At 36.9% G+C, this 20,186-nt stretch carries 25 protein-coding genes and 1 pseudogene; 1 reads left to right on the forward strand and 25 read right to left on the reverse strand.

All coding sequences use genetic code 11. The annotated features are described in order from the left end of the window. Positions 1 to 497 precede the first annotated feature (497 nt). From IR083_RS03565 to IR083_RS03635, 16 genes and pseudogenes are all read right to left on the reverse strand, one after another. Complete coding sequence (locus tag IR083_RS03565) at positions 498 to 806, reverse strand: RNA recognition motif domain-containing protein (protein WP_194223259.1); 309 nt, start codon at positions 804 to 806, stop codon at positions 498 to 500. A gap of 27 nt (positions 807 to 833) precedes the next feature. Beyond that, positions 834 to 1,280: a cold shock domain-containing protein gene (locus tag IR083_RS03570; protein ID WP_199343179.1), complete on the reverse strand. Its 447-nt coding sequence runs from the start codon at positions 1,278 to 1,280 to the stop codon at positions 834 to 836. A 141-nt stretch (positions 1,281 to 1,421) separates the two neighbouring features. Then, on the reverse strand, positions 1,422 to 1,661 hold the full coding sequence (locus tag IR083_RS03575) for a hypothetical protein (protein ID WP_194223260.1): 240 nt from the start codon (positions 1,659 to 1,661) through the stop codon (positions 1,422 to 1,424). A 25-nt stretch (positions 1,662 to 1,686) separates the two neighbouring features. Continuing rightward, positions 1,687 to 2,805 carry a DEAD/DEAH box helicase gene (locus IR083_RS03580; protein ID WP_194223261.1) on the reverse strand — a complete coding sequence of 373 codons (1,119 nt, stop codon included), beginning with the start codon at positions 2,803 to 2,805 and terminating at the stop codon, positions 1,687 to 1,689. 87 nt (positions 2,806 to 2,892) lie between these two features. Next, the gene (locus tag IR083_RS03585; protein WP_194223262.1) at positions 2,893 to 3,930 is read right to left on the reverse strand and encodes a GTP pyrophosphokinase family protein; all 1,038 of its coding nucleotides are present in this window, start codon (positions 3,928 to 3,930) and stop codon (positions 2,893 to 2,895) included. Then, positions 3,923 to 5,017, reverse strand: coding sequence for an NAD(P)H-dependent flavin oxidoreductase (locus IR083_RS03590; protein ID WP_194223263.1), 1,095 nt, complete (start codon positions 5,015 to 5,017; stop codon positions 3,923 to 3,925). The genes IR083_RS03585 and IR083_RS03590 overlap by 8 nt, the downstream gene beginning before the upstream one ends. 235 nt (positions 5,018 to 5,252) lie before the next feature. After that, complete coding sequence (locus IR083_RS03595; RefSeq protein ID WP_194223264.1) at positions 5,253 to 5,627, reverse strand: hypothetical protein; 375 nt, start codon at positions 5,625 to 5,627, stop codon at positions 5,253 to 5,255. 132 nt (positions 5,628 to 5,759) lie between these two features. After that, positions 5,760 to 6,149, reverse strand: coding sequence for a restriction endonuclease (locus IR083_RS24950; RefSeq protein WP_410492847.1), 390 nt, complete (start codon positions 6,147 to 6,149; stop codon positions 5,760 to 5,762). 315 nt (positions 6,150 to 6,464) lie between these two features. Further along, positions 6,465 to 6,673 (reverse strand): annotated as a pseudogene (locus IR083_RS24560) (winged helix-turn-helix domain-containing protein); the annotation flags it as partial. A gap of 452 nt (positions 6,674 to 7,125) precedes the next feature. Further along, positions 7,126 to 7,875, reverse strand: coding sequence for a hypothetical protein (locus tag IR083_RS03605; protein ID WP_194223265.1), 750 nt, complete (start codon positions 7,873 to 7,875; stop codon positions 7,126 to 7,128). Positions 7,876 to 7,909: 34 nt separating this feature from the next. After that, positions 7,910 to 8,452 carry a hypothetical protein gene (locus IR083_RS03610; protein WP_194223266.1) on the reverse strand — a complete coding sequence of 181 codons (543 nt, stop codon included), beginning with the start codon at positions 8,450 to 8,452 and terminating at the stop codon, positions 7,910 to 7,912. A 95-nt stretch (positions 8,453 to 8,547) separates the two neighbouring features. Continuing rightward, positions 8,548 to 9,738, reverse strand: coding sequence for an ATP-binding protein (locus tag IR083_RS03615; protein WP_194223267.1), 1,191 nt, complete (start codon positions 9,736 to 9,738; stop codon positions 8,548 to 8,550). A gap of 86 nt (positions 9,739 to 9,824) precedes the next feature. After that, positions 9,825 to 10,304: a hypothetical protein gene (locus tag IR083_RS03620; RefSeq protein WP_194223268.1), complete on the reverse strand. Its 480-nt coding sequence runs from the start codon at positions 10,302 to 10,304 to the stop codon at positions 9,825 to 9,827. Between the two features lie 24 nt (positions 10,305 to 10,328). Then, the gene (locus tag IR083_RS03625; protein WP_194223269.1) at positions 10,329 to 11,321 is read right to left on the reverse strand and encodes a nucleoid-associated protein; all 993 of its coding nucleotides are present in this window, start codon (positions 11,319 to 11,321) and stop codon (positions 10,329 to 10,331) included. Further along, positions 11,311 to 11,490: a hypothetical protein gene (locus IR083_RS03630; RefSeq protein ID WP_194223270.1), complete on the reverse strand. Its 180-nt coding sequence runs from the start codon at positions 11,488 to 11,490 to the stop codon at positions 11,311 to 11,313. Before IR083_RS03630 ends, IR083_RS03625 begins: the two co-directional genes overlap by 11 nt. A gap of 8 nt (positions 11,491 to 11,498) precedes the next feature. Then, positions 11,499 to 11,993 (reverse strand): DUF3732 domain-containing protein, encoded by a 495-nt coding sequence (locus IR083_RS03635; protein WP_194223271.1) that lies wholly within the window; start codon positions 11,991 to 11,993, stop codon positions 11,499 to 11,501. 148 nt (positions 11,994 to 12,141) lie between these two features. Here IR083_RS03635 and IR083_RS24955 point away from each other — a divergent pair, with 148 nt between their 5' ends. Beyond that, positions 12,142 to 12,369 carry a DUF4391 domain-containing protein gene (locus IR083_RS24955; protein ID WP_194223272.1) on the forward strand — a complete coding sequence of 76 codons (228 nt, stop codon included), beginning with the start codon at positions 12,142 to 12,144 and terminating at the stop codon, positions 12,367 to 12,369. Between the two features lie 177 nt (positions 12,370 to 12,546). On the opposite strand, the gene IR083_RS24960 is transcribed toward IR083_RS24955, so the two are convergent. The 9 genes from IR083_RS24960 to IR083_RS24570 all read right to left on the reverse strand — a co-directional run. Next, entirely contained in the window at positions 12,547 to 12,771 is a 225-nt protein-coding gene (locus IR083_RS24960) for a tyrosine-type recombinase/integrase (RefSeq protein WP_194223273.1), read from the reverse strand. Further along, on the reverse strand, positions 12,761 to 12,886 hold the full coding sequence (locus IR083_RS24755) for a hypothetical protein (protein ID WP_262893150.1): 126 nt from the start codon (positions 12,884 to 12,886) through the stop codon (positions 12,761 to 12,763). Before IR083_RS24755 ends, IR083_RS24960 begins: the two co-directional genes overlap by 11 nt. Positions 12,887 to 13,018: 132 nt before the next feature. After that, on the reverse strand, positions 13,019 to 13,339 hold the full coding sequence (locus tag IR083_RS24965) for a phage integrase SAM-like domain-containing protein (protein WP_194223274.1): 321 nt from the start codon (positions 13,337 to 13,339) through the stop codon (positions 13,019 to 13,021). A gap of 63 nt (positions 13,340 to 13,402) precedes the next feature. Continuing rightward, entirely contained in the window at positions 13,403 to 13,885 is a 483-nt protein-coding gene (locus IR083_RS24970) for a hypothetical protein (RefSeq protein ID WP_194223275.1), read from the reverse strand. A gap of 333 nt (positions 13,886 to 14,218) precedes the next feature. Beyond that, a complete protein-coding gene (locus tag IR083_RS03660) occupies positions 14,219 to 15,166 on the reverse strand; it encodes an NAD-dependent epimerase/dehydratase family protein (RefSeq protein ID WP_194223276.1) in 948 nt (315 codons plus the stop codon). Between the two features lie 88 nt (positions 15,167 to 15,254). Next, entirely contained in the window at positions 15,255 to 16,454 is a 1,200-nt protein-coding gene (kbl, locus tag IR083_RS03665) for a glycine C-acetyltransferase (RefSeq protein WP_194223277.1), read from the reverse strand. 85 nt (positions 16,455 to 16,539) lie between these two features. Continuing rightward, on the reverse strand, positions 16,540 to 17,787 hold the full coding sequence (locus IR083_RS03670; protein ID WP_194223278.1) for an MFS transporter: 1,248 nt from the start codon (positions 17,785 to 17,787) through the stop codon (positions 16,540 to 16,542). 341 nt (positions 17,788 to 18,128) lie between these two features. After that, positions 18,129 to 19,511, reverse strand: a complete 1,383-nt coding sequence (locus IR083_RS03675; protein ID WP_194223279.1) for a Gfo/Idh/MocA family protein — start codon at positions 19,509 to 19,511, stop codon at positions 18,129 to 18,131. A 56-nt stretch (positions 19,512 to 19,567) separates the two neighbouring features. Further along, the coding region (locus IR083_RS24570) for a phosphotransferase (protein ID WP_242052349.1) at positions 19,568 to 20,186 on the reverse strand (619 nt) is incomplete at its 5' end.

A 20,186-nucleotide genomic window follows, 5' to 3' on the forward strand; every position in this document is an offset into this window, starting at 1 on the left:
ATAGTAACACCTTCTGCTTCCGAAAATAAATTGGCTAAATAAGTGTAGTTGTTATTTAATTTTTCGCTCAGATAATCAGAAAAATTGACTTTTAGTTCTTCTCTAGCGTGATGTATCAGTTCTATAATTATAGTTTTTATCTGTTCTATTTGGATTGCCTTTTTATCATCCATCAATTTAAGTCCCGATTTCAATAGTATTGTTCGAAGCTGCTCTTGTTGGTCAATTGAAATTTTCTCTATAGTTTCCGAACACTGGAATATTTGATCCCAATTTCCTCAAGATTGGATTTCACCATCATTATGCAACGACGACTAACCATATATTTGACATATATCTTCATTGGAGTGTTTATTTGACTGTAATATACTGATTTATTTAGGGCTGTTTGAAGATGAAGTATCTAGAAGATATCATTCAATTATATTCTAAACAAGTACAGAAAACGGGTAAGTATAATTACTTACCCGTTTGATATTATAGATCAATTCGTTTGATTAGTAACGATTTCCATTGTAGCCACCATTTCCACCACGGTTGTTGTAACCTCCGCTAGCTCTATCTGTTTTAGGGCGAGCAATAGTTACAGTGATTGTCTTGCCTTCATAATCAGCATCGTTTAACTCATTAATAGCTTTTTGACCTTCTGCATCATTAGGCATTTCAACAAAGCCGAATCCACGGGATTTTCCGGTTTCTCTGTCTGTAATAATCTTAGTAGATTCTACTTCGCCATAGGCTGTAAATAATTCCTGTAAACTCTCGCTTGTTGTGCTAAAGTTTAGATTCGATACGTAAATGTTCATTCTTTTTCTTAAATTAATTATTATTGATTACTGACCGTCCTTATTGGCAAGAGTAATTCTTACAGAATTCATGCCTTTTTGACCACGTTCCAATTCGAATGTTACCATATTTCCTTCTGTAATGGCAGCAGGAGCACTACTTACATGGAAAAAATATTTATCCGTACTTCCTGTATGCTTTATAAAACCATATCCCTTATCGGGGTTAAAATATTCTACACGTCCATTCAAGATGGGATCTTCCATATCTTCTTTTCTCGGTGTAGAAACAGCTATATTTTCGATCTTGATTTTTCGTTTATTAGTGAGATCGGGAGGAGTACTGGTTATAACTCCGTTTTCATCCACATAGGCAATCATATCCTCAAAAGAATCGGCCGGATTATTTTTTCTATCTTCCCGTTTTTGCTGTTTCTCTTTTCTTTTTTGTTGCTTCTTTTTTTCTATTTCTTTTTTATTAAATGTACTCGCCATATTTATTCTTAAAATCTTTATTTTGGATTAAAGGGTATGTTTATTTCACTTGTCATTCTAAGATTTGGAAGATCAAACCAATTACGAATTCATCGTTTTCCTGGCTTGACCGTATTCATCCTGCAAATATTCAGGACAGACTTATATCTTCGATTTATGCAATTTTATATATTTCTCCACACGGACATCTATCTCTTCCTGTGATAAATGAGCCGGAAGTTCAATTGTAGTCCTGTCGCTAATTACGACATGGATAACATCTCCGGCACGCTCCTTTACATTTTTCAACACTGACTCAGCTTGTTGTGTGGCCGAAGTTCTTTCAGAACGGGTTATTTCACCTTCTTTCTTGTTTGCTGAAGAATTCTGTTTTGCTGCCATATATTGTGGTTTTAGAGAATGTTTATTATTGACTCGATACAGTAAGACGCTTTCCTGTAAGTTTCTGAATATTCATGAGCAAGCCTTGTTCATCCTGAGCACAGAACGTCAAGGCCATCCCTGTATTCCCGGCTCTTCCCGTACGACCGATCCGGTGTACGTAAGTTTCGGCAACGTCCGGCAAATCATAATTAATGACTAATTCCAGATTACTGATATCAATGCCTCTGGCTGCAATATCCGTTGCTATAAGAGTCTGTATCTTTTGCGATTTAAAATCTGATAAGGCTCGTTGCCTTGCGTTCTGGGACTTATTTCCATGAATAGCGGCACTGCCTATCCCTGATTTGCTAAGTAGTCGTGCTATCTTATCAGCCCCATGCTTGGTGCGTGAAAATATCAGGGCTGACTTTTTTCTGTCTTTTCTCAACAAGGTTATAAGCAGGTCTTTTTTCTCTTGTTTTTCTACAAAATAAATATACTGGTCTATGGTATCAACAACAGATGATGCAGGAGTAACTTCTACTTTCACCGGATTATGCAAGATCGAGCGTGAAAGAACTGCTATGGACGCAGGCATAGTGGCCGAAAAGAAAAGTGTTTGCTTTTCTTTAGGAAGCTTGGGAAGTAAACGCTTGATATCATGAATGAATCCCATATCCAGCATGCGGTCAGCTTCATCCAGCACAAAATGGCGGATAGAATTTAAGCTGATAATGTTTTGATTCATTAAATCAAGTAGACGCCCCGGAGTAGCAACTAATATATCTATTCCTTCTTTCAGTTGACTCACCTGAGCATTTTGTTTCACGCCTCCATATATCACGCAATGGCGTATACCTGTATAGCAGGTATAGTCATTCAGACTCTCATTGATTTGTATTGCCAACTCCCTGGTCGGGGTTAAAATCAAAGCTCTGATGTCCCTCTTTTTACCATGGACTTTGTTTGAATACAATTGTTGTATAATAGGGAGTGAAAATGCAGCGGTTTTACCTGTACCGGTTTGCGCCAATCCCAGTATATCGCGATTATCCAGTGCAGGAGCTATAGCCTGCTGTTGTATCGGTGTCGGATGTGTATATCCTTTTTCATTCAGAGCCTTCAAAACCGGCTCAATAATATTTAATTCTTTAAATGTCATGTTTCTTTTCTGCGTTAAAAGCAGCTTTTAGTGAATAATGTGTAACTCATCTTTAAAATATGAATTACGTTTATAAAAGGTCACTTCCTATTGCTCAGAGAACATATCCTTATATATTTTAGCAATCCGGAATAACCGGGATGACCGGTCATTCTCTGTTATAGCCGGATAATCTTTGAGTATAGTGACAACCTTCTTTCTAAGTAGTACCAACAGCAATAAATCAGAAGAATTTTGATCTATTGCTATGTTTATATTTTTACTCGCTATATACTTCGTCAGTTTGTTATATTCATATTTTGCGACACCAATCAGCGTTTCATCTTTATCAAGAAGTTCTGAAATGATTATCTCAGGAGAATCTAATTTTAGATTTAAAAACTCATCATATAACAGCCCCGCATTATTCGCAAATAATTCCCCAAGATTCAGGAGTTCTCCCATCCTCACGGCAAAATCATGTACATCAACAAACTCACCTTCCTGAAGTTTCAATCTTTCATTTGTAGCTTCCAATAATCGTTGAATAGTTATATCTCCCGATCTCGTTATGAGTCCTAACTGATCGATCAAGATCTTTTCATCTTTTGATAAATTCCCTTTCCGGGGCTTATATTGTAAGTCATGTTCTATCTCATTATATACATGGGACAACAGGCTGCAAACCTGAATCTCGCATGTTGTATTTTTTAAATTGAAATTGTCTGTCAGATATTCGGAAGGTAAAGCTACCTGACAGTGAGTCGCTTTATAATATTTACCATCATTCCCATTTCTATCTTTAACTTCAATCCTGATTTTATCATTACCCTTTCCTATGAAAATGCGTAGGATTTCCTCTACAACTTTGGGTCTGTCTGCTTCCTGATAAGTTATAATACGAACGCCGGCAAGGTCACTAATACCTTCAAAAACACTGTTTACTGATTCGTATTTTATGCTTTTCCTTAGTTTTTCGGCAAGGCTTGTCGGACTTTTTACCCGGTGCTGAACTGTTGCCCTGACAGTCAGATTCTTTTGAACAATACTTTGGCATATATTAAAAACTATATCAGTCAGTTTCTTATAACGGTCATATTCACGGATATATCTTCTTATTGTTTCTTCAATCAGAGTGTCATTCATGAGACAGCCCCATTGTAAATAATGGTCTTTTTTCCGCCAGGGTAAATTCTTCTTTCAGCCTGCATACAACTTCTTTTACACTGCTTATTTTCTGTGCCAGATGCGCATTTACTCCGGCAAAAGCATACCCTTTTCTCATATCACCTTTCGCAGCATTAAATAATGCTTTCATTATACAATAGGGGCTCTTCGTATAGTCGCAGGTTTTTATACAATGGACAGGACAGTTTTTAGGAACTTCTAATCCTTCGGAAACACGTTTGAGAAATTCTCCTTTAATAGCACGCCCGGGCATCCCTACGGGGCTGTTGATTATCATTAAGTCGTCTTCTTTAGCAGTAAGATAGACCTGCTTGAAGGCTTCTGAAGCATCGCATTCGTCTGTAGTGACAAATATTGTTCCCATCTGTACAGCTGATGCACCCATTTCGATAAAACGGTATATATCCCCTCCTGAAGATATTCCACCTGCGGCAATAACAGATATTGTTTTTATTTCTTTATATAATGAGACTGTTTCTATAACCTCGGGAATTATATGTTCCAGAGAATACAGGTTATCATCAATTTGCTCTTTTTTGAATCCTAAATGCCCTCCTGCTTTCGGGCCTTCTACAACTATCGCATCAGGTAGGTAACCGTAATTATTATACCATTTCTCACAAATTATTTTTGAGGCCCGGGCGGAAGAAACGATTGGAACCAACTTGGTTTTACTATCCACAGTCCGATAGGATGGCAGATCCAACGGTAGTCCTGCTCCGGCAAATATGACATCCGCTTTTTCTTCAATGGCTGTACGTGCCATATCTGCAAAATTGGATAACGCCACCATTATATTGACTCCAATTATACCGGTTGTTTTTTCTCTGGCTAAACGCAACTCTTCTTTTAGCCCCCAGATACTGCTCTTAATAAAATTTCCGTGGCCTTTATGGATAAGTCCCAAACCGGCACACGATATAACGCCTATCCCTCCTTCATTGGCTACCGCTGATGCTAAACCGGACAAGGATACGCCTACCCCCATTCCACCTTGGATAACCGGAAGTTTAACTTCCAGATTCCCTATAAAAAATGATTTCATCTTATTTACAAAAATGTGTTACGACAAAAGCATTACACATTCTCGTAACTGATTAATACCATAAACAAGAAAGTTGATTTTGTTATCGATTTTGACGATGGGAAGATCCGCAAACCGGCGCGGAGCATAACATTGAGAAGATAGATACAATAAAAACCAGATTGCTCAAGTTCTAAAGATACAAAAAAATAATTTAATATCTATATTCAATTAGAAAATTAAACATATTGATAGCTCATAAATGGAATTGTAGGAGCTTGTTCCGATAGAAGTATTTTTCGAAATCTTGTGCATCAAATACGAACCATTCATTGATGTTTGTGATAATTAAATAACGTAATTCGAAATTTTTGGATTTACTTCTTTCTCTAAAATAATATAGGACAAGCTCTTGAAATGATTTAGCGTTCAAATTATCGTTACTAATCATTTCTGCTTTGTTGGTAGGTTTCTTTACCTCTATTAATACACCAACTGGTGATTTTGTGCCTTTTCCATTATGGATAACTAAATCAGCATAACCTTTGGTATTAATATAATGGTTATCTTTATAATATACAGAATTGAGAAAATCAGTTATTAAATTTTTATGAAACTCCTCACTTTCCAAATCGTTTATGTTGTTCAATAAAGAGATAAATTCTTTCTAAAACAATTCTATTTCTTTTCTGTTCGGTTTTTGTTTTAAATATGCCGGATTTAATGCTTGCTTAGGAGTTTTCATTATTGTTTGCATAATATTTTATTCCTCGAAATAATCACTATCAATTTTCTTTACTTCATAAACGTACTGAGTTGCAACACCTAGATTATAATCAATCATAAGCTGAGCAAGTTTATATCCATCAATAAGAACTATCTTAGTTTCATTTCTCGGTACAAATTCTAATGCATCTTTTGTAAAAGAAGATGTCGTTATAAAGATGCCTTTTTTTGCTCCTTGTCCAGCCAAAGCTCCGACAAACTTATGTATTTCGGGGCGTCCTACAATATTTCCTTGTTGCCATCGCTTTGCTTGGATATATATTATATCTAAACCGAGTTTATCCTCTTTTATAGTGCCATCAATTCCTTCATCCCCACTTTTTCCAATAGCTTTCCCCGCATCTTTTATCGAGCCTCCATATCCCATTTTTACAAGTAATTCAACAACTAATCGTTCGAAAAACGTAGGAGATAGTCTTGTGATTCTATCAAGAAGTTCTTGAGCTAATGATTTTCTTATATTTTGATATGAATCTTCAAGTATTTCCTCTGGAGTTTGGTTCAATATTTCAGATTGATTCTGTATGTTTTCAGATGTATTATTGTCTCGTTTTAAATTTTGAAACTCTAGGAATTCTGGATATTGTTTTAAAAATGTAACGTTAATTTCTTTTGGTCTCTGTTTCAGTGCGGATAATCCTCGTTGAGTAATACAAATAAATCCCCGTTTAGGAGAATCTAATAATCCGGCTTTCTTCAAATAAGTTCTAGCCCAACCAACTCGGTTCCCGAATAAAAAGGTTTGCCCACTAGGCAGTAGTTCTTTTTTTCTTCTTCGGTAAGTTTAAATTTATCAGCCAATAACTCAACGACATCGTTAAGTTTGTATTCTTTGCCATCTTGTACAGTTTTCAATAGGGGAAGCATAATTGCCTGATAGTTGGGTATCATAGTGTTTTCAATTAGAATTTAACAAAGATATTATTTATTCTTAGAAGAGGCCTGTATGGTCAATAGAAAAATAATGAGCTGAAAAATAAAGAAAACAAATTTATATTATTTGAGATGTGTTATAAATAGTGTTCTTTCCGTTTCTTCTGATTTCAAAAGTTGTGTGCAAATTGTGTGTACATATAAAAGAAAAAAGACTCACGATTTCTCGTAAGTCTTTGATTTTCAAGTGGGCGTTGACGGACCTGTCCGAAAACCACCTATCTTATTCTAAATCATTGGATTTAATCTTTCAAAAAACGCTATAGGTTACGATTTAGAGACGGCATTCTGTCACTAAATTGACACCTGAATTTCATACACTTGTCTATATCTGTGTATCAACTTTTCAACGTTAAAATTACAATATTTATCTATGGAGAGCAAGTATTTAGAAGATATATTCATAAGTATTATCGATTTCCATCAAGGACTTTAAGGCTATATTTCAAACCTTTAAGCTCGCCCCTTAATTCGTTTCTATTATCCTTTGTATCATCGAAATTAATCATCCTGTCCTCAATAGCTTTGATCCTATTAGTTATTTGTGTTCGTACTTCTTCAAAAGCCATATCAGCATTCAAAATAAGACCTTTAATTGGCTCTTCTTTTTCTATTAATAAACCCAATTGTCTATAATATTCATCTTTCAGGATATTGAAGTTCTGAGGATCATATAACAATTCAATAGTCAAATTGAAGAGCTGCTTCATTACTTCTTCAGGCAAAGTTTCAAATTCTTTTCGTACAGTATTCCGACCCCTTATCCCAGAGTATCTTACTATACGACAATAAAAGTTATCAATATCATTATGAATGTCTAGTATAACATGTCTAGTATCCGTAAAAAGATATAACTGACTTCTTTTTATATTATATTTATAATAGTATTCTCCATTTTCTAAAAAAGAATTACTTAACTTTTGTATGGTACTTTTATAGTATGAATCAAATATTTCGGGAATGATGCGTTTTACTTTCACATATTGGCTAGCTTCCGTAACCTCAGATATGTATTCTTGGCTATAATTTATTTCAATTCTAGGATTGTATTCCCAATTTTCATTAATAGATATATAGAGGTGTTTTTCAACGAATTCCAAGGTATCCTCCCTTCTGATATAAGGTGAGGCTTCTTTTATCAAATAACATTTGTGTTTCATAGAGATAGATTCAATAAATATATAATAATTGAATCTATTCTATTTCAATAGAGTGTTGTATATATAATGACACATGATATGTTTTCCTGAAATTTTCTAATTCTTCCATATTGCTATATGCATAATTAGGTCTCTTCCTATTACAAACATAAGCATTCCTTGGATTATAGTCTTGTATATTATAGCTTTTACTAAAAATATTAATAGTAGAGATTAATTGCTTGATACCATCATTTCTCCATGTTCTACTTTGCTTATCTGTTCTTTCTTTTAACTCTACAAAATAAATTGATTTTTCTTTTTCCTCCAAAATATAAAGTATTCCATCACATCGTTTTTTTGTGGTTCCATATGGATTTAGTATTGGAATATTATTATCAACAGGAAGAAAGTGGGTAGTCTTGCTTTTGCTATTTATAACAACAGCTCCCCAATTTTCCTTATTTTCGACTTTAAGAGAAAGGAAAGAAGGCTGATCTTGTTCATTGTCTCCATCACAAATACCAAATTCAGAAATGGAACATACCTCACGATTATATTTTTTGTCAAAGAAATCTATCTTGATACCGGAATTCATACTTCTTCCTCCAATTCCAATAAATCGTTAAAGAGATCATTAGTTGTTCTTAATGATTCATTAAGAGAGTTTGCGTCAGAAGGTATGCCATCGCCCTAAGTCGGTAGTTTTGTGATTCTTCCGTCCTGTCCCAATTCGTATATTACAACCCTATCTCCTGAGATAGTTGATTCTTGCGGCACAATAATATTTAAGTCTGATAATATCTTATTATTGCTATTCGGCTTTATTTTTGTTTTGATTGCATACGCCTTAATCGCCAGAGATAAATAATTAATAACATAAGGACTGTGAGTTGTAAGTATAAGACTGTTTCCCTCAGTACTGTTAACACAACGTATTAAATCATAAAGAATACCCTGTTGAGACTTCGGGTATAGATTCTGTTCCATTTCTTCTACAATATTTAAGAATCGTTTATTTTTAAAACGATCTTCAATATTTTGAATCTCCATTTTTTCCTGCCAATCATCTGCCTTGGCTTCCCTGACTAAGTTTATCATTTCATCCTTAGACATATCATCGGTAAGGCTCAGGCGTTTTTTACTGAGTGTATTGTATTTTCCCGTAATTAACTTCGATAAATAATCTGTAACCAGAAACAAAGGAGTTGCTGATTGTAAGCCACTGGATGCCTCTGATAATTTGATTTTATAATTACTATCAGTACCTAAAATTACGCCCTCCTTAATTGAATTGTCAAATTGATATTCAAAGCTGCTCAGAGGTAACTTTTGTTTTTGCCCACCCAATGCGGAAACGGCATCTTCATACTCATCCAAAAATGTATATAATGGAGAAGGCAAATTCTTTACGCTTTTTGCACCTTCTACAACACTGATAAAATTACGTTCGGCTGGAACATACATTATTTGTGGCAAAATGTATGAAACTTCTTCTTTTTCACAATGTAAACTGTAAAAAGAGGTCTCTCCTCCGGAATATATTATTTTATAATAATCTCCTATATATTCAATGAAAGTATCTTCAGAAAAATAATTCTGAATATTTTGATATTCCAAACTGTGTTTTAAATAGTATGCACTTACAGGTGCATCAGTATATTTAAATTCCTTTATTCCATCAGACTCTTGCCTATATACGTTACTATCTTTCAAAATGGTTTTCTCTATCCAACTACAAGTGGATAGTATCTTAGCTATAGAACTTTTCCCTGTTCCTTGGTCTCCAATAAAAAGTGTAATGTCGGGAATAATCATATACCCATCATTCTCTCTATATCCCTCTTTAATAGAACCGAAATTTTTAACTTTAAGCTTTACCATTAATTAGTTATAATATATAATAGAATAATATTACAAAGATAATCTCTTTTATCGGGATGTTCATATATTTTTATTTGTCATCTATTTTAATTTAACGATTCCAAATAGTTAAAAATATCAATTTTCGCTTTTTCAATACTACTATATGATTTTCTCCAAAATATATCTCCTTCTTTAACTTTATATTTATGAGTTTTTTTATCTCTAAATATGAGGAAATACTCTCCTTTATGTTTTAAATAGTAATTACCATTTTTGCTGATATCCCATGACTTATCAATCCAATTTCGTCTTCTATTAGCTTTATTCCTGAGTTGCCTTTCTCGTAATTTGGGAGTTATATAATCATTTGTCATTTTTTCAGCACAAACACATCCTACTCTAAATAGATCTTCAACTTCAGGATGGCTCACAATATGGATATATCTAATTTTTTCATTTCCACACATCATGCAAGTTTCATATTCTGTATCATCCTCAGACTGTCCATCCTCTCGTATATCAATAACATCTTCGAGTTCCCAGCCTTTATGAGGGATACCTTCTATTTTCCATAAATTAGCCATCTCTTTGAATAAATCATTTTTCTTCTACAAAGTAAAGTTTATAATAATGCATTTTTTTTCGTTATCATATCCTTTTTGTAACAAATGCTCTCCTCCATGTATGTTTATATCGAAATTCTTATCTAGTTTAATAATATTCATAGAACCTTTTACAACTCTACGTAATGCTTGTTCTGATATATCAAAAGAATCTTCTATATGAATGTTATTTTCCTCTTGATAATTACTTTTATACTTATTAAAACTTTGAATTATTTCAGGTTTCACGAATACTTCTTGAGCAAATTCTTCAAGATCTATGGATTCATTATCCTTTAGAATATTTAGACTTTTATTCAATAAAGCCGCTTGTTCTACTTTTGTTACCTCAAATGATTGAAGCAATTCTTCTTCTAAATATTTTTTACAGAGAGATACTACATTTTTTGTCTGATAGAATGAATCTTGTCTTTGGATTACATGCAAAAAATCATCTTTCCAATATTTCGCTTCAAGCTTGTTAGTATTATCAACAATCGCAACAAAATACCCATCACTTCTTCCATCATTAAAGATGAGACAACCCTTATCCAACTTATTATATCCATTATTAGTAGGTTGTACTTGTAAAAAAGTATTTTTGACCTCTGTCTTAAATAGACCTAAAGCATTGACTTTTTTATTATCAAAGTCACAATCTTTAAAAAGAATCACATAAAGTTCCCCTCCTTTTATTTTCGAATGAGTGCTTTGGTCATATAAATATCGAACAATATTTTGTGATTGGGCAATAAAGCAATCTGTATTATCAAATATTTCAGAAGTAAAATTATATACAGGATTCAACTCAAGTTTAGAAACAAAATCAAAACAGTACATTTCATCAAAAGAGAATGTATTATCTATTATTTTTTTAAATTCATTTTCTACCTCAATTAAGGATGTTTCTATATCTGAAAATTTGACTCCTTCACCATTAGCCTTATTCCCAGAATAATGTATAATTGAATTTTGTATATTCCCTATCCTAATTTTCATCTTCTTTATATTCTAAAACATATTTAGGTATTAAACCATCTCCAACTTCAAATTCATCTACTGTTATAAAGTATTCCAGATTATTGTTAGATTCCCAATAATCTTTAGGCGCATGTTCAACCATCAGAATTTGAAAGTTAGTTTTCAATTCATCTACAATATATGCCATAAAAGAATTTATAAGCCAAAGGCATCAAGTAGCTTTTTTCTATCATCACTTGAGACTTTATCCTTATCTGAATAATAAGGGATGCTAGGTTGGTCAATAAATAAAAATTGAGGAACATGCATCTGCCCAACTTTTATCATATGTTCATGCAGTCCTAAGAAAAAGCATAAATGCATAAACATATAATTAGACTTACTTCCCTCATTATCTATCGGAAAGAAATCGAGTGGCCTCCATAATTTCAAAACCATTTCGTCTGTAAAAAAATCAGTTCTACAGTTTTTGTATGTTGGCATTGAATTTACCTGATTATAATTTCTCTGTATACTATCATTTAAACGCTGCCTCATCTTCATTTCCTCATCAGAAGTTTCATTCGTAATTTGGATTAACCTTTGTCGTTCTTCTGTTAATTCATTAATTCTTTTGTCATCAAGCTTTATATGAGGCTTTCTCTTATCAATTAAAGATTTAAATTCCGATTTTATCTCTCCTACAGCCATATATTTACTAGCCTCTGTATCAAAAGGTTTTTATATTTCCGATAGTTGCTCTATCCTATCAGAAATTTCTTTCATTTCCTTATTTAAAGTTGATAATCTGTCAGAAAATTCAAAAGGTTCTAATTTATTAGGAGAATAGCTGTTTTTTATGTTATGTAAGGGGACTCTGCAACAACTATCCCTTAGGAAAAATAAAAGCATAAAAAATATTGCCGACTTATCGGCATATAATTCTAAACTATTTACCCTGACAAAGGAAATAGAAAGGTTAAAAAAAACTATTGCTTCCTGTCAGCAGTTTAACAAAAAGGTAGAGATGAACTTATTGTTAAAAGAGTTAGAGAGCGAGCTTAATAGCCTGCAGCGATTTACTTGATAAAAATGACAAAGAGATTAGAGTATAAAAATTGTTTTGTATATTTGTAGAACAAGTTATTTGGTGTATGTAAAACTGCGCGGAGATCAGTTAAAAGAACCGTTACCAACTAGTTCCCTGCCAAAATAAACGCCCTCCTAACTGACTGAAAATAAAGGGTAAATCTCAAAAGCATTGCTATTTGAAAGAAATAGCAAATCTGTGTGGAATAAAAAAACGGCTTATCGTTTCTATCGGTACGCCATTCGACAGGCAAATAGTCGTAGCCCACGAATGCCGCAAGCAATGAAGTGTTATTTTCTTATGTATATCCGCTTCTTTGATAATTTCTTTCAAATGTCTGTTAATTGTATTATTGCTTAAAGGAAAAAATATTTTCTGAAACGATTCTTTATTTTCCATTTCCAACAGAGATTTTTACAGTTGGAGAGACAATTGGGATTTTATATAAAATCCTAGTCTTCTGCCTTTCATTAGATAAAAGGCAATACGTTTCACCAACTTCTTCTTTATTCAAGGTAATGACTTTTAAATCATTATACAAAACTTTTTGAAACTCAGCATAAGATAAAGAAGTGTAACATCCAAATAATAAACATCTTAAAGCTTCTTGTTTATATTTATTATACTTCCCCCTATTGTATATTTGCTATAGCAGTTGCAGTTCTTCTTCCGTCAATATATCCATATTCTCTCCTTGAGAAATTTTTTTGATTTTAAATTTATCATAAGGGCTCTTTTTTATTAGCTCTTTATCAATAGCTAACCCCAACAGAAACTTGAAACTGGCATGCTTTTTATAGATTGTAGAAGGTTTATTGCCTGATTCAACCTCGAATTGATGAAATCTTTGAATAAACTCCAATGAAATTTCATTGAACAATAATGAACAGTCATGAACTTTGCAAAGAGTGTTTTGATGAAATATATAAACAAACAGTTTTCGGTATAGTAATGACCTGCGGTACATTTGAGTACAAGAATGAATATTACCCCTCTATACTGTTCAGGCGTAGCAAACCCATTGATTCACTCAACCTTTATTTTCAGGTAGAGAAGCTATACCGATAATTTGAAACATGAACATTCTAAACAACATGAAATCAATGAAACTTTTAAAACAATTATATAGTATCTCCTGTCCATCCTGTTGGAGATCTTCAAGGAATTGTCTGGAACATAGTTCCATTGCATTAGCTTCGGTCACAAGATCCTCATGTCCCCGGCGGTCGCACTGGATTACAAACCGACAATCTTTGAAAAAGGACATGCCGGCTTTATGGCTTCCGACACATCCAATCTCTTCTGACACGAAGAATGCACATTTCAGGTAATCCGATTCATCCAGGCATTTCAGACACATCCATATCCCATTTTTATCGTTAGCGCCGATTCCACAATGTTGCAGGCTGAAGTAATCGTATCCGAAAATAAGCTTATCAGCAACAGTGATGATCCGGTAACCGGACGAGTGCCTTTCGTGTACTTCGTCTGTATGGTTGTGATAAGCTTTCAATTTTGTATCTTAGTTCTTTGAAATACAGTATGACAGAAAGAGAATGGCAAAGGATTCTGGTTGTGATAAGCTTTCTTATCACAATAAGGATTATTCCGTTGTGAAAACATTTAAGGCGGGAAGTTATTCTCGCCTTTCTCTTTTATAAGTCTCTTTTTCCAATTATAACCCATTTATTATTGTTGTCTAATTTTTATTTGCTCCCTAATTTCAGTAATTATGTTGCTATCCTCAATAGTTTATGAAAATAAGATTATCCTTTCATCATAGACAAACACAGTTCCGGTTTTATCAAAATGCCATTATAGCTAACAATATCACACTCAAACCACATTACAGCCGTTGCCCGAGTACCTTAATCATATCAGCGGTCATCTTCTCCAGATCGTATTCAGGTTTCCAGTCCCATTCCTGACGGGCACAGCTATCATCCAACGAATTCGGCCATGAATCCGAAATAGCCTGCTTCAACGGGTCTACATCATATTCCATTACAAAATCCGGATAATGCTTCTTTATGGCCGAATAAATCATTTCGGGATCGAAACTCATAGCGGCAATATTGAACGAATTGCGATGTATTAACCTATCAGGATCAGCTTCCATTATGTTGATAGCTGCGTTCAGTGCATCGGGCATATACATCATATCCATAAAAGTTCCGGCCTTAAGCGGACAGATAAACTTCTCCTCTTTCACCGCATTATAGTATATCTCTACGGCATAGTCGGTAGTTCCACCGCCCGGATGGGTAAGGTTGGATATAATACCCGGAAAACGAACCGAGCGTGTATCCACTCCCCAGCGGTCATGGTAATAATCACTAAGTAGTTCCCCCATCACTTTGGTTATCCCATATACGGTTTTCGGGCGCTGAACAGTATCCTGCGGCGTTTTATCCTTTGGAGTATTAGGGCCGAATGCGCCGATAGAACTCGGAGTGAATACAGCGCAATTGAACTCTTTCGCTACATCAAGGCAATTCATCAGACTGCCCACACCCACATCCCAACCCAATTTAGGGTTTTTCTCGGCTGTTGCAGACAATATAGCTGCCAGATTGTAGATAGTATCTATCTTGTATTTCTTTACAACATCTGCAATTTGCTTTATATCGGTTGCATCTATCTCCACTGTCGGTCCCCAATCGAAGAAACCATCGGGATAAGGCGGCTTATAATATCCGCAGATTACATTACCGTCTCCATAAATCGAGCGCAACCTGATACTCAATTCCGAGCCGATCTGACCCGTACTACCTACTATAAGAATGTTCTTCATCGTTTATTTAAAGGTCGCAGACCTATTTGTTTTTTTGTGAGTAAAAATTCGTAAATGGTTATAAAGAAAAACATATCATGAAAAATCATTATTTACTTATTACGCCTAGTTCTTTACCTGTTTTCGTGAATGCTGCTATACATTTGTCGAGATGTTCTTTCTCATGTCCGGCCGATATTTGCACACGGATACGCGCTAAGTCTTTAGGCACTACCGGATAATAAAACCCTGTAACATAAATACCCTCATCCAATAACCGGGCGGCCATATCCTGTGATAGCTTCGCATCGTACAGCATTACCGCACAGATGGAGGATTGCGTAGGTTTGATGTCAAAACCTGCCGCTTTCATCTTTTCCACGAAGTAGTCTGTATTGGCATGCAGTTTATCCTGTAACTCATTCGTGCGTTCCATCATCTCGAACATCTTAATCCCTGCCGCAGTGATTGCCGGAGGTAAGGAATTTGAGAACAGATAAGGGCGTGAACGCTGGCGAAGCATGTCTATTATTTCCTTCTTACCTGTTGTAAATCCGCCGATAGCTCCCCCAAACGATTTACCTAATGTACCTGTAATGATCTCAACTTTACCACGCAGATTAAACAATTCGGTAGTTCCACGGCCGGTTTTACCGACTACGCCCGCTGAATGTGATTCGTCTATCATTATCATGGCATCGTATTTCTGTGCCAGTTCGTATATCTTATCCATCGGGGCCACATTGCCGTCCATAGAGAATACACCATCTGTCACTATCAGCCGGAAACGTTGCGACTGTGCCAGTTTCAACTGTTTCTCCAAATCTTCCATATCCGCATTTGCATAACGGTAACGGACAGCTTTACAGAGGCGTACGCCATCTATTATGGAGGCATGGTTCAATGAATCGGATATAATGGCGTCCTGATCGCTCAACAACGGTTCGAATACACCGCCATTAGCATCAAAACAGGCTGCATACAAGATCGAATCTTCCATGCCGAAGAACTTGGCGATAGCTGCTTCCAACTGTTTATGTAAATCCTGGGTACCGCAGATAAACCTTACCGAAGACATGCCAAACCCGCGGGAGTCCATAGCCTCTTTAGCGGCATCGATTAGCTCCTTATTGTCTGATAATCCAAGATAATTATTGGCACAGAAATTCAGGACTTCTTGTCCGGTGCTTACACGTATAGATGCCCCCTGTGGAGATACTATTATACGCTCGTTTTTGTACAATCCTGCCGATTGTATATCGGTCAGTTCATTTTGAAGATACTTTTGAAAGCTAGAGTAGGTATTCATCTTTTTTTAAAGCCTGGAACAGGCATAGGTTGTTAAATTTTTACTTATATGATTAACATAACTGTCACCCGAATCAAAGAATATATTATCCCCTGTTCTTACCGGTAGCATAGCCTGACAACCCAAAAAACAGGATAAACAGGTACGCAGGGATAAATATCCAGTAAGCGCTTTGGTAATTTTCGACTGTGGGCAGGTTACCGGTTTTTATAATATCCAGGATAAAACCGAACAGCAACGGAATAACGGCACCTCCCACAATACTCATTACAAGGAACGAAGACCCTGTTTTTGTATAGTTACCCAATCCTGCGATGGAAAGCGGCCAGATAGCGCCCCACATGACGGAATTGGCAAAACCGATAAGCGAAAAGGCGTAGATGCCCATATCTGCGGGAAGAAGGATAAGGGTAGCCGAACCTATTATACCAATAATGGCAAATATCCGCAAGGCCGCGGCCTGCGACAATATTTTCGGTATCAGGATCACGCCGCTAATATATCCGGCAAACATACCCAGCGGAACATATAACGCGTATTTTTCCGGATTGGCGATGTCCCCTCCGAAAGCGGCTTTGGCATAGCCTATGATGGATGTCATAGGCAACGTTTCCACACCCACATATAAAAATAGGGCTGCAATACCCATGATTAAGTGTGGGTACCGGGATAGGTGCCCTTGCCTTTCTCCGGTTTTGTTTGTTTGAATATCTTCATCCTCGCCTTCGGCTTTTACTTCGGGCAGCTTGGAGAAGTAAATAAAAACACTCAGGGCGAGCAATATGCCTGTCACCAGGTAAAAAGGGAGATATATCTGGTCGAGCCGTACATCTTCCAGATTAAGGAACAGTCCCAGGAAAAGCGGTCCCAGCCACCAGGCCAGCTTGTTCATGATTCCCATCAGGCACATGCGCATAGCGGCGCTTTCGGCAGGTCCTACAATGGTTACATACGGATTGACCGATGCTTGAAGTAAAGTATTGCCGATACCACTTATAAACAAGGCTATCAAGAAGACCGGAAAGCTTTCGAATTTTGCCGAAGGTACGAACAATGCCATACCCAGAGCCATAATGACAAGGGCGAGGAAGATACTTTTCCTGTACCCGGCCTTTTTGATAATCCGGCCTGCCGGAGAGCCGAACAGCACGAAGGCTGAAAATATGGCTGCCGTAACCAGGTATGATTGCGAGACTTCAAGGTGCAGCGCTTCCTGGAGGAACGGGGTCAAAAAGCCGCTGATACCCACTCCGAAGCCAATCACATAAAACAGGACTGCTATAATCACCAACGGCAATATATAATTCCGTTTGGCCGTATTTCCTTTTTCCATAATATTTTTTGAAGAATGATTTTAATTTACAATAGACGAATTTATTGGTTATTACATAATACATCCTGACGTCCCTTTTTCTGTGGGCGTACAAATGGGTAGTACATATATAGAAGTAAAGTTGTTCTTCTTAAAGAGAGATACATTATTTAATGATAAAAGTATTTTACAGGGATAAAAATTTAAACCAGCCAACAGTCCGGAACCGCTTTTTAGACTCCGGATCTGCCGGTCAATTAAAGTAGTGTGTATGAATAAAAAGAACGTTTTAAGTAGCGAGAGCAGAAGCAAAATTTATTTTCATTATGCCGAGTCACGAGAAACGACTAATGTAATTGAACTTATTCTGCGAATTTAAGCCCGTCCAGCTTATTCCATGCCCCACGGGTAAAATCCGGAATTTCTACAGGGGAACTACTGTTATCCAGAGATATTTCGGTAAGAGGTATCAGGCTGCACCATTCGGCAAGGTCATAAACATCCATATCCAACGGCAGTCCTTTTTGCAGGCAGTAGATCAGGCGGTAGTCCATGATAAAGTCCATGCCGCCATGCCCTCCGACCTGTTTTGCCTTTTCTTCTATGTCTTTTGCTATCGGATGTTTATATTTCTGCATCAGGGCTTTGCGTACATCATCAGGAACGAAACTATGCGCATTCAGGTTTTCGTGGTTGGCGGCAATTGCCGGGTCGATTTCACCGGCTTCCAGGGCATAACCCTGTACAGGATACTTATTGGCAAAGCCTTTTGTGCCTGTCAGTTGGTACATACGGCTATAAGGGCGCGGCGAATTTACATTGTGCTCGATAAGGATGGACTTGCCTTTTTCCGTGGAGATAAGGGTTGAGGTATGTTCACCGTTCCGGAAGTCCTTTACCTCTTCGCCTGTCTTCTCCTTTATGAAGTTTACACTTGATAGCTGCTTTGCATCAACCGATACAAGGTAATTCAGCTTGTCCCCGCGGTGTATATTCATGGCCTGGCATACAGGCCCGAATCCATGTGTAGGGTAGAGGTCGCCCCTGTGCTTCCTGTTATAATCCATGCGCCAGTTGTTCCAGTACTGGTTCCAGAATGGCTGAAGCCCGTGTATATAGGCTCCCTCCCCGTGTACAATCTCACCAAGCAGTCCCTGCTGCACCATGTTGAGGGTGGTCAGTTCAAAAAAATCATAGACGCAGTTTTCGAGTTGCATACAGTGCTTACGGGTTTGTTCCGAGGTATTGACCAAAGCCCATATCTCATCCATTGTCATGGCCGAGGGGACTTCAATCGCCACATGCTTTCCTTCTTTCATCGCCTGTACGCCTATTGTGGCATGGGATTTCCAGTCGGTAGCTACATAGATAAGGTCTACATTTGGCAGGGCTGTTACTTTACGCCATACGGAAGTATCTCCATAGAATTCCTGAGCCTTGGGAAATCCCCTTTTTTCGAGCATTTTGTTTACTTTCTCCGTGTTTTTTTGCTCCACATCGCACAGGGCAATTATTTCCACACCCTCTATATGTGTCATGCGTTCCACTGCACCCGGGCCGCGCATGCCCAGACCGATAAAGGCTACACGGACTATTGGCAGGGGACCGGTCCTTAATTCCAGGACATCGGTCTGTCCGGCAGGACGTTCAGGAACCGGTGTTTTGATCACATTCTGCGCTTCGGATTGCTGGCTGATGCTCATAGCGATAAAGCCGGCAAGGAATAAAAATAATATCTTCTTCATTTCTTATAATTTTTTAATGGTTTTATTATAGGAGGATTTTTCCTTTTTATCTTCCCTTACTTACTCTTTATGTCGCAGACAATTCTCCCGATGACGGAGAGCATCTCATCATAGTTTTCCTCCATAGACAGCAATAGTTTATACTGTGCCCGGGTTCGTACCAGGTTATGCGTCTCATACTTAACCTTGTAATAATTATCCCCATCGATGTAATCCATCAGGAAACGCAGTACCTGTTCGAAGGTTATATACAGGGCGGAGAAAGCGAGATTGTCAATTTCCGGTTGCGTCAGGAAGAACGATGCTTCCGACAGGTACCCTCTGGTATAGCCCTCAAAGAGATCCATCTTCATATACACATTTTCAAGGTTTTCATCGTCTTCCTTTCCGGCATTTGTATAGGAGCGTATGGCATCGCCATAGTCATTCAGGCACATGCTGCTGAGGACGGTGTCCAGATCGATAACGCATAATACTTCTCCTTGCCTGTCGAACAGGATATTGCTGATCTTGGTATCGTTATGGGTGATCCTGACGGGTATTTCCCCCGATTCGAACTTTTCCCATAAGGCAAGCATCTGACTCCGGCGGCTCTCTATCCAGCCGATCTCCTCTGCGACCTGCGCTTTGCGCCCGGCCGGATCTTTTCCGAGGACTTCATCCCACTGTTTCAGA

It is taken from the genome of Dysgonomonas sp. GY75 (assembly GCF_015234155.1).
GTDB lineage: Bacteria > Bacteroidota > Bacteroidia > Bacteroidales > Dysgonomonadaceae > Dysgonomonas > Dysgonomonas gadei.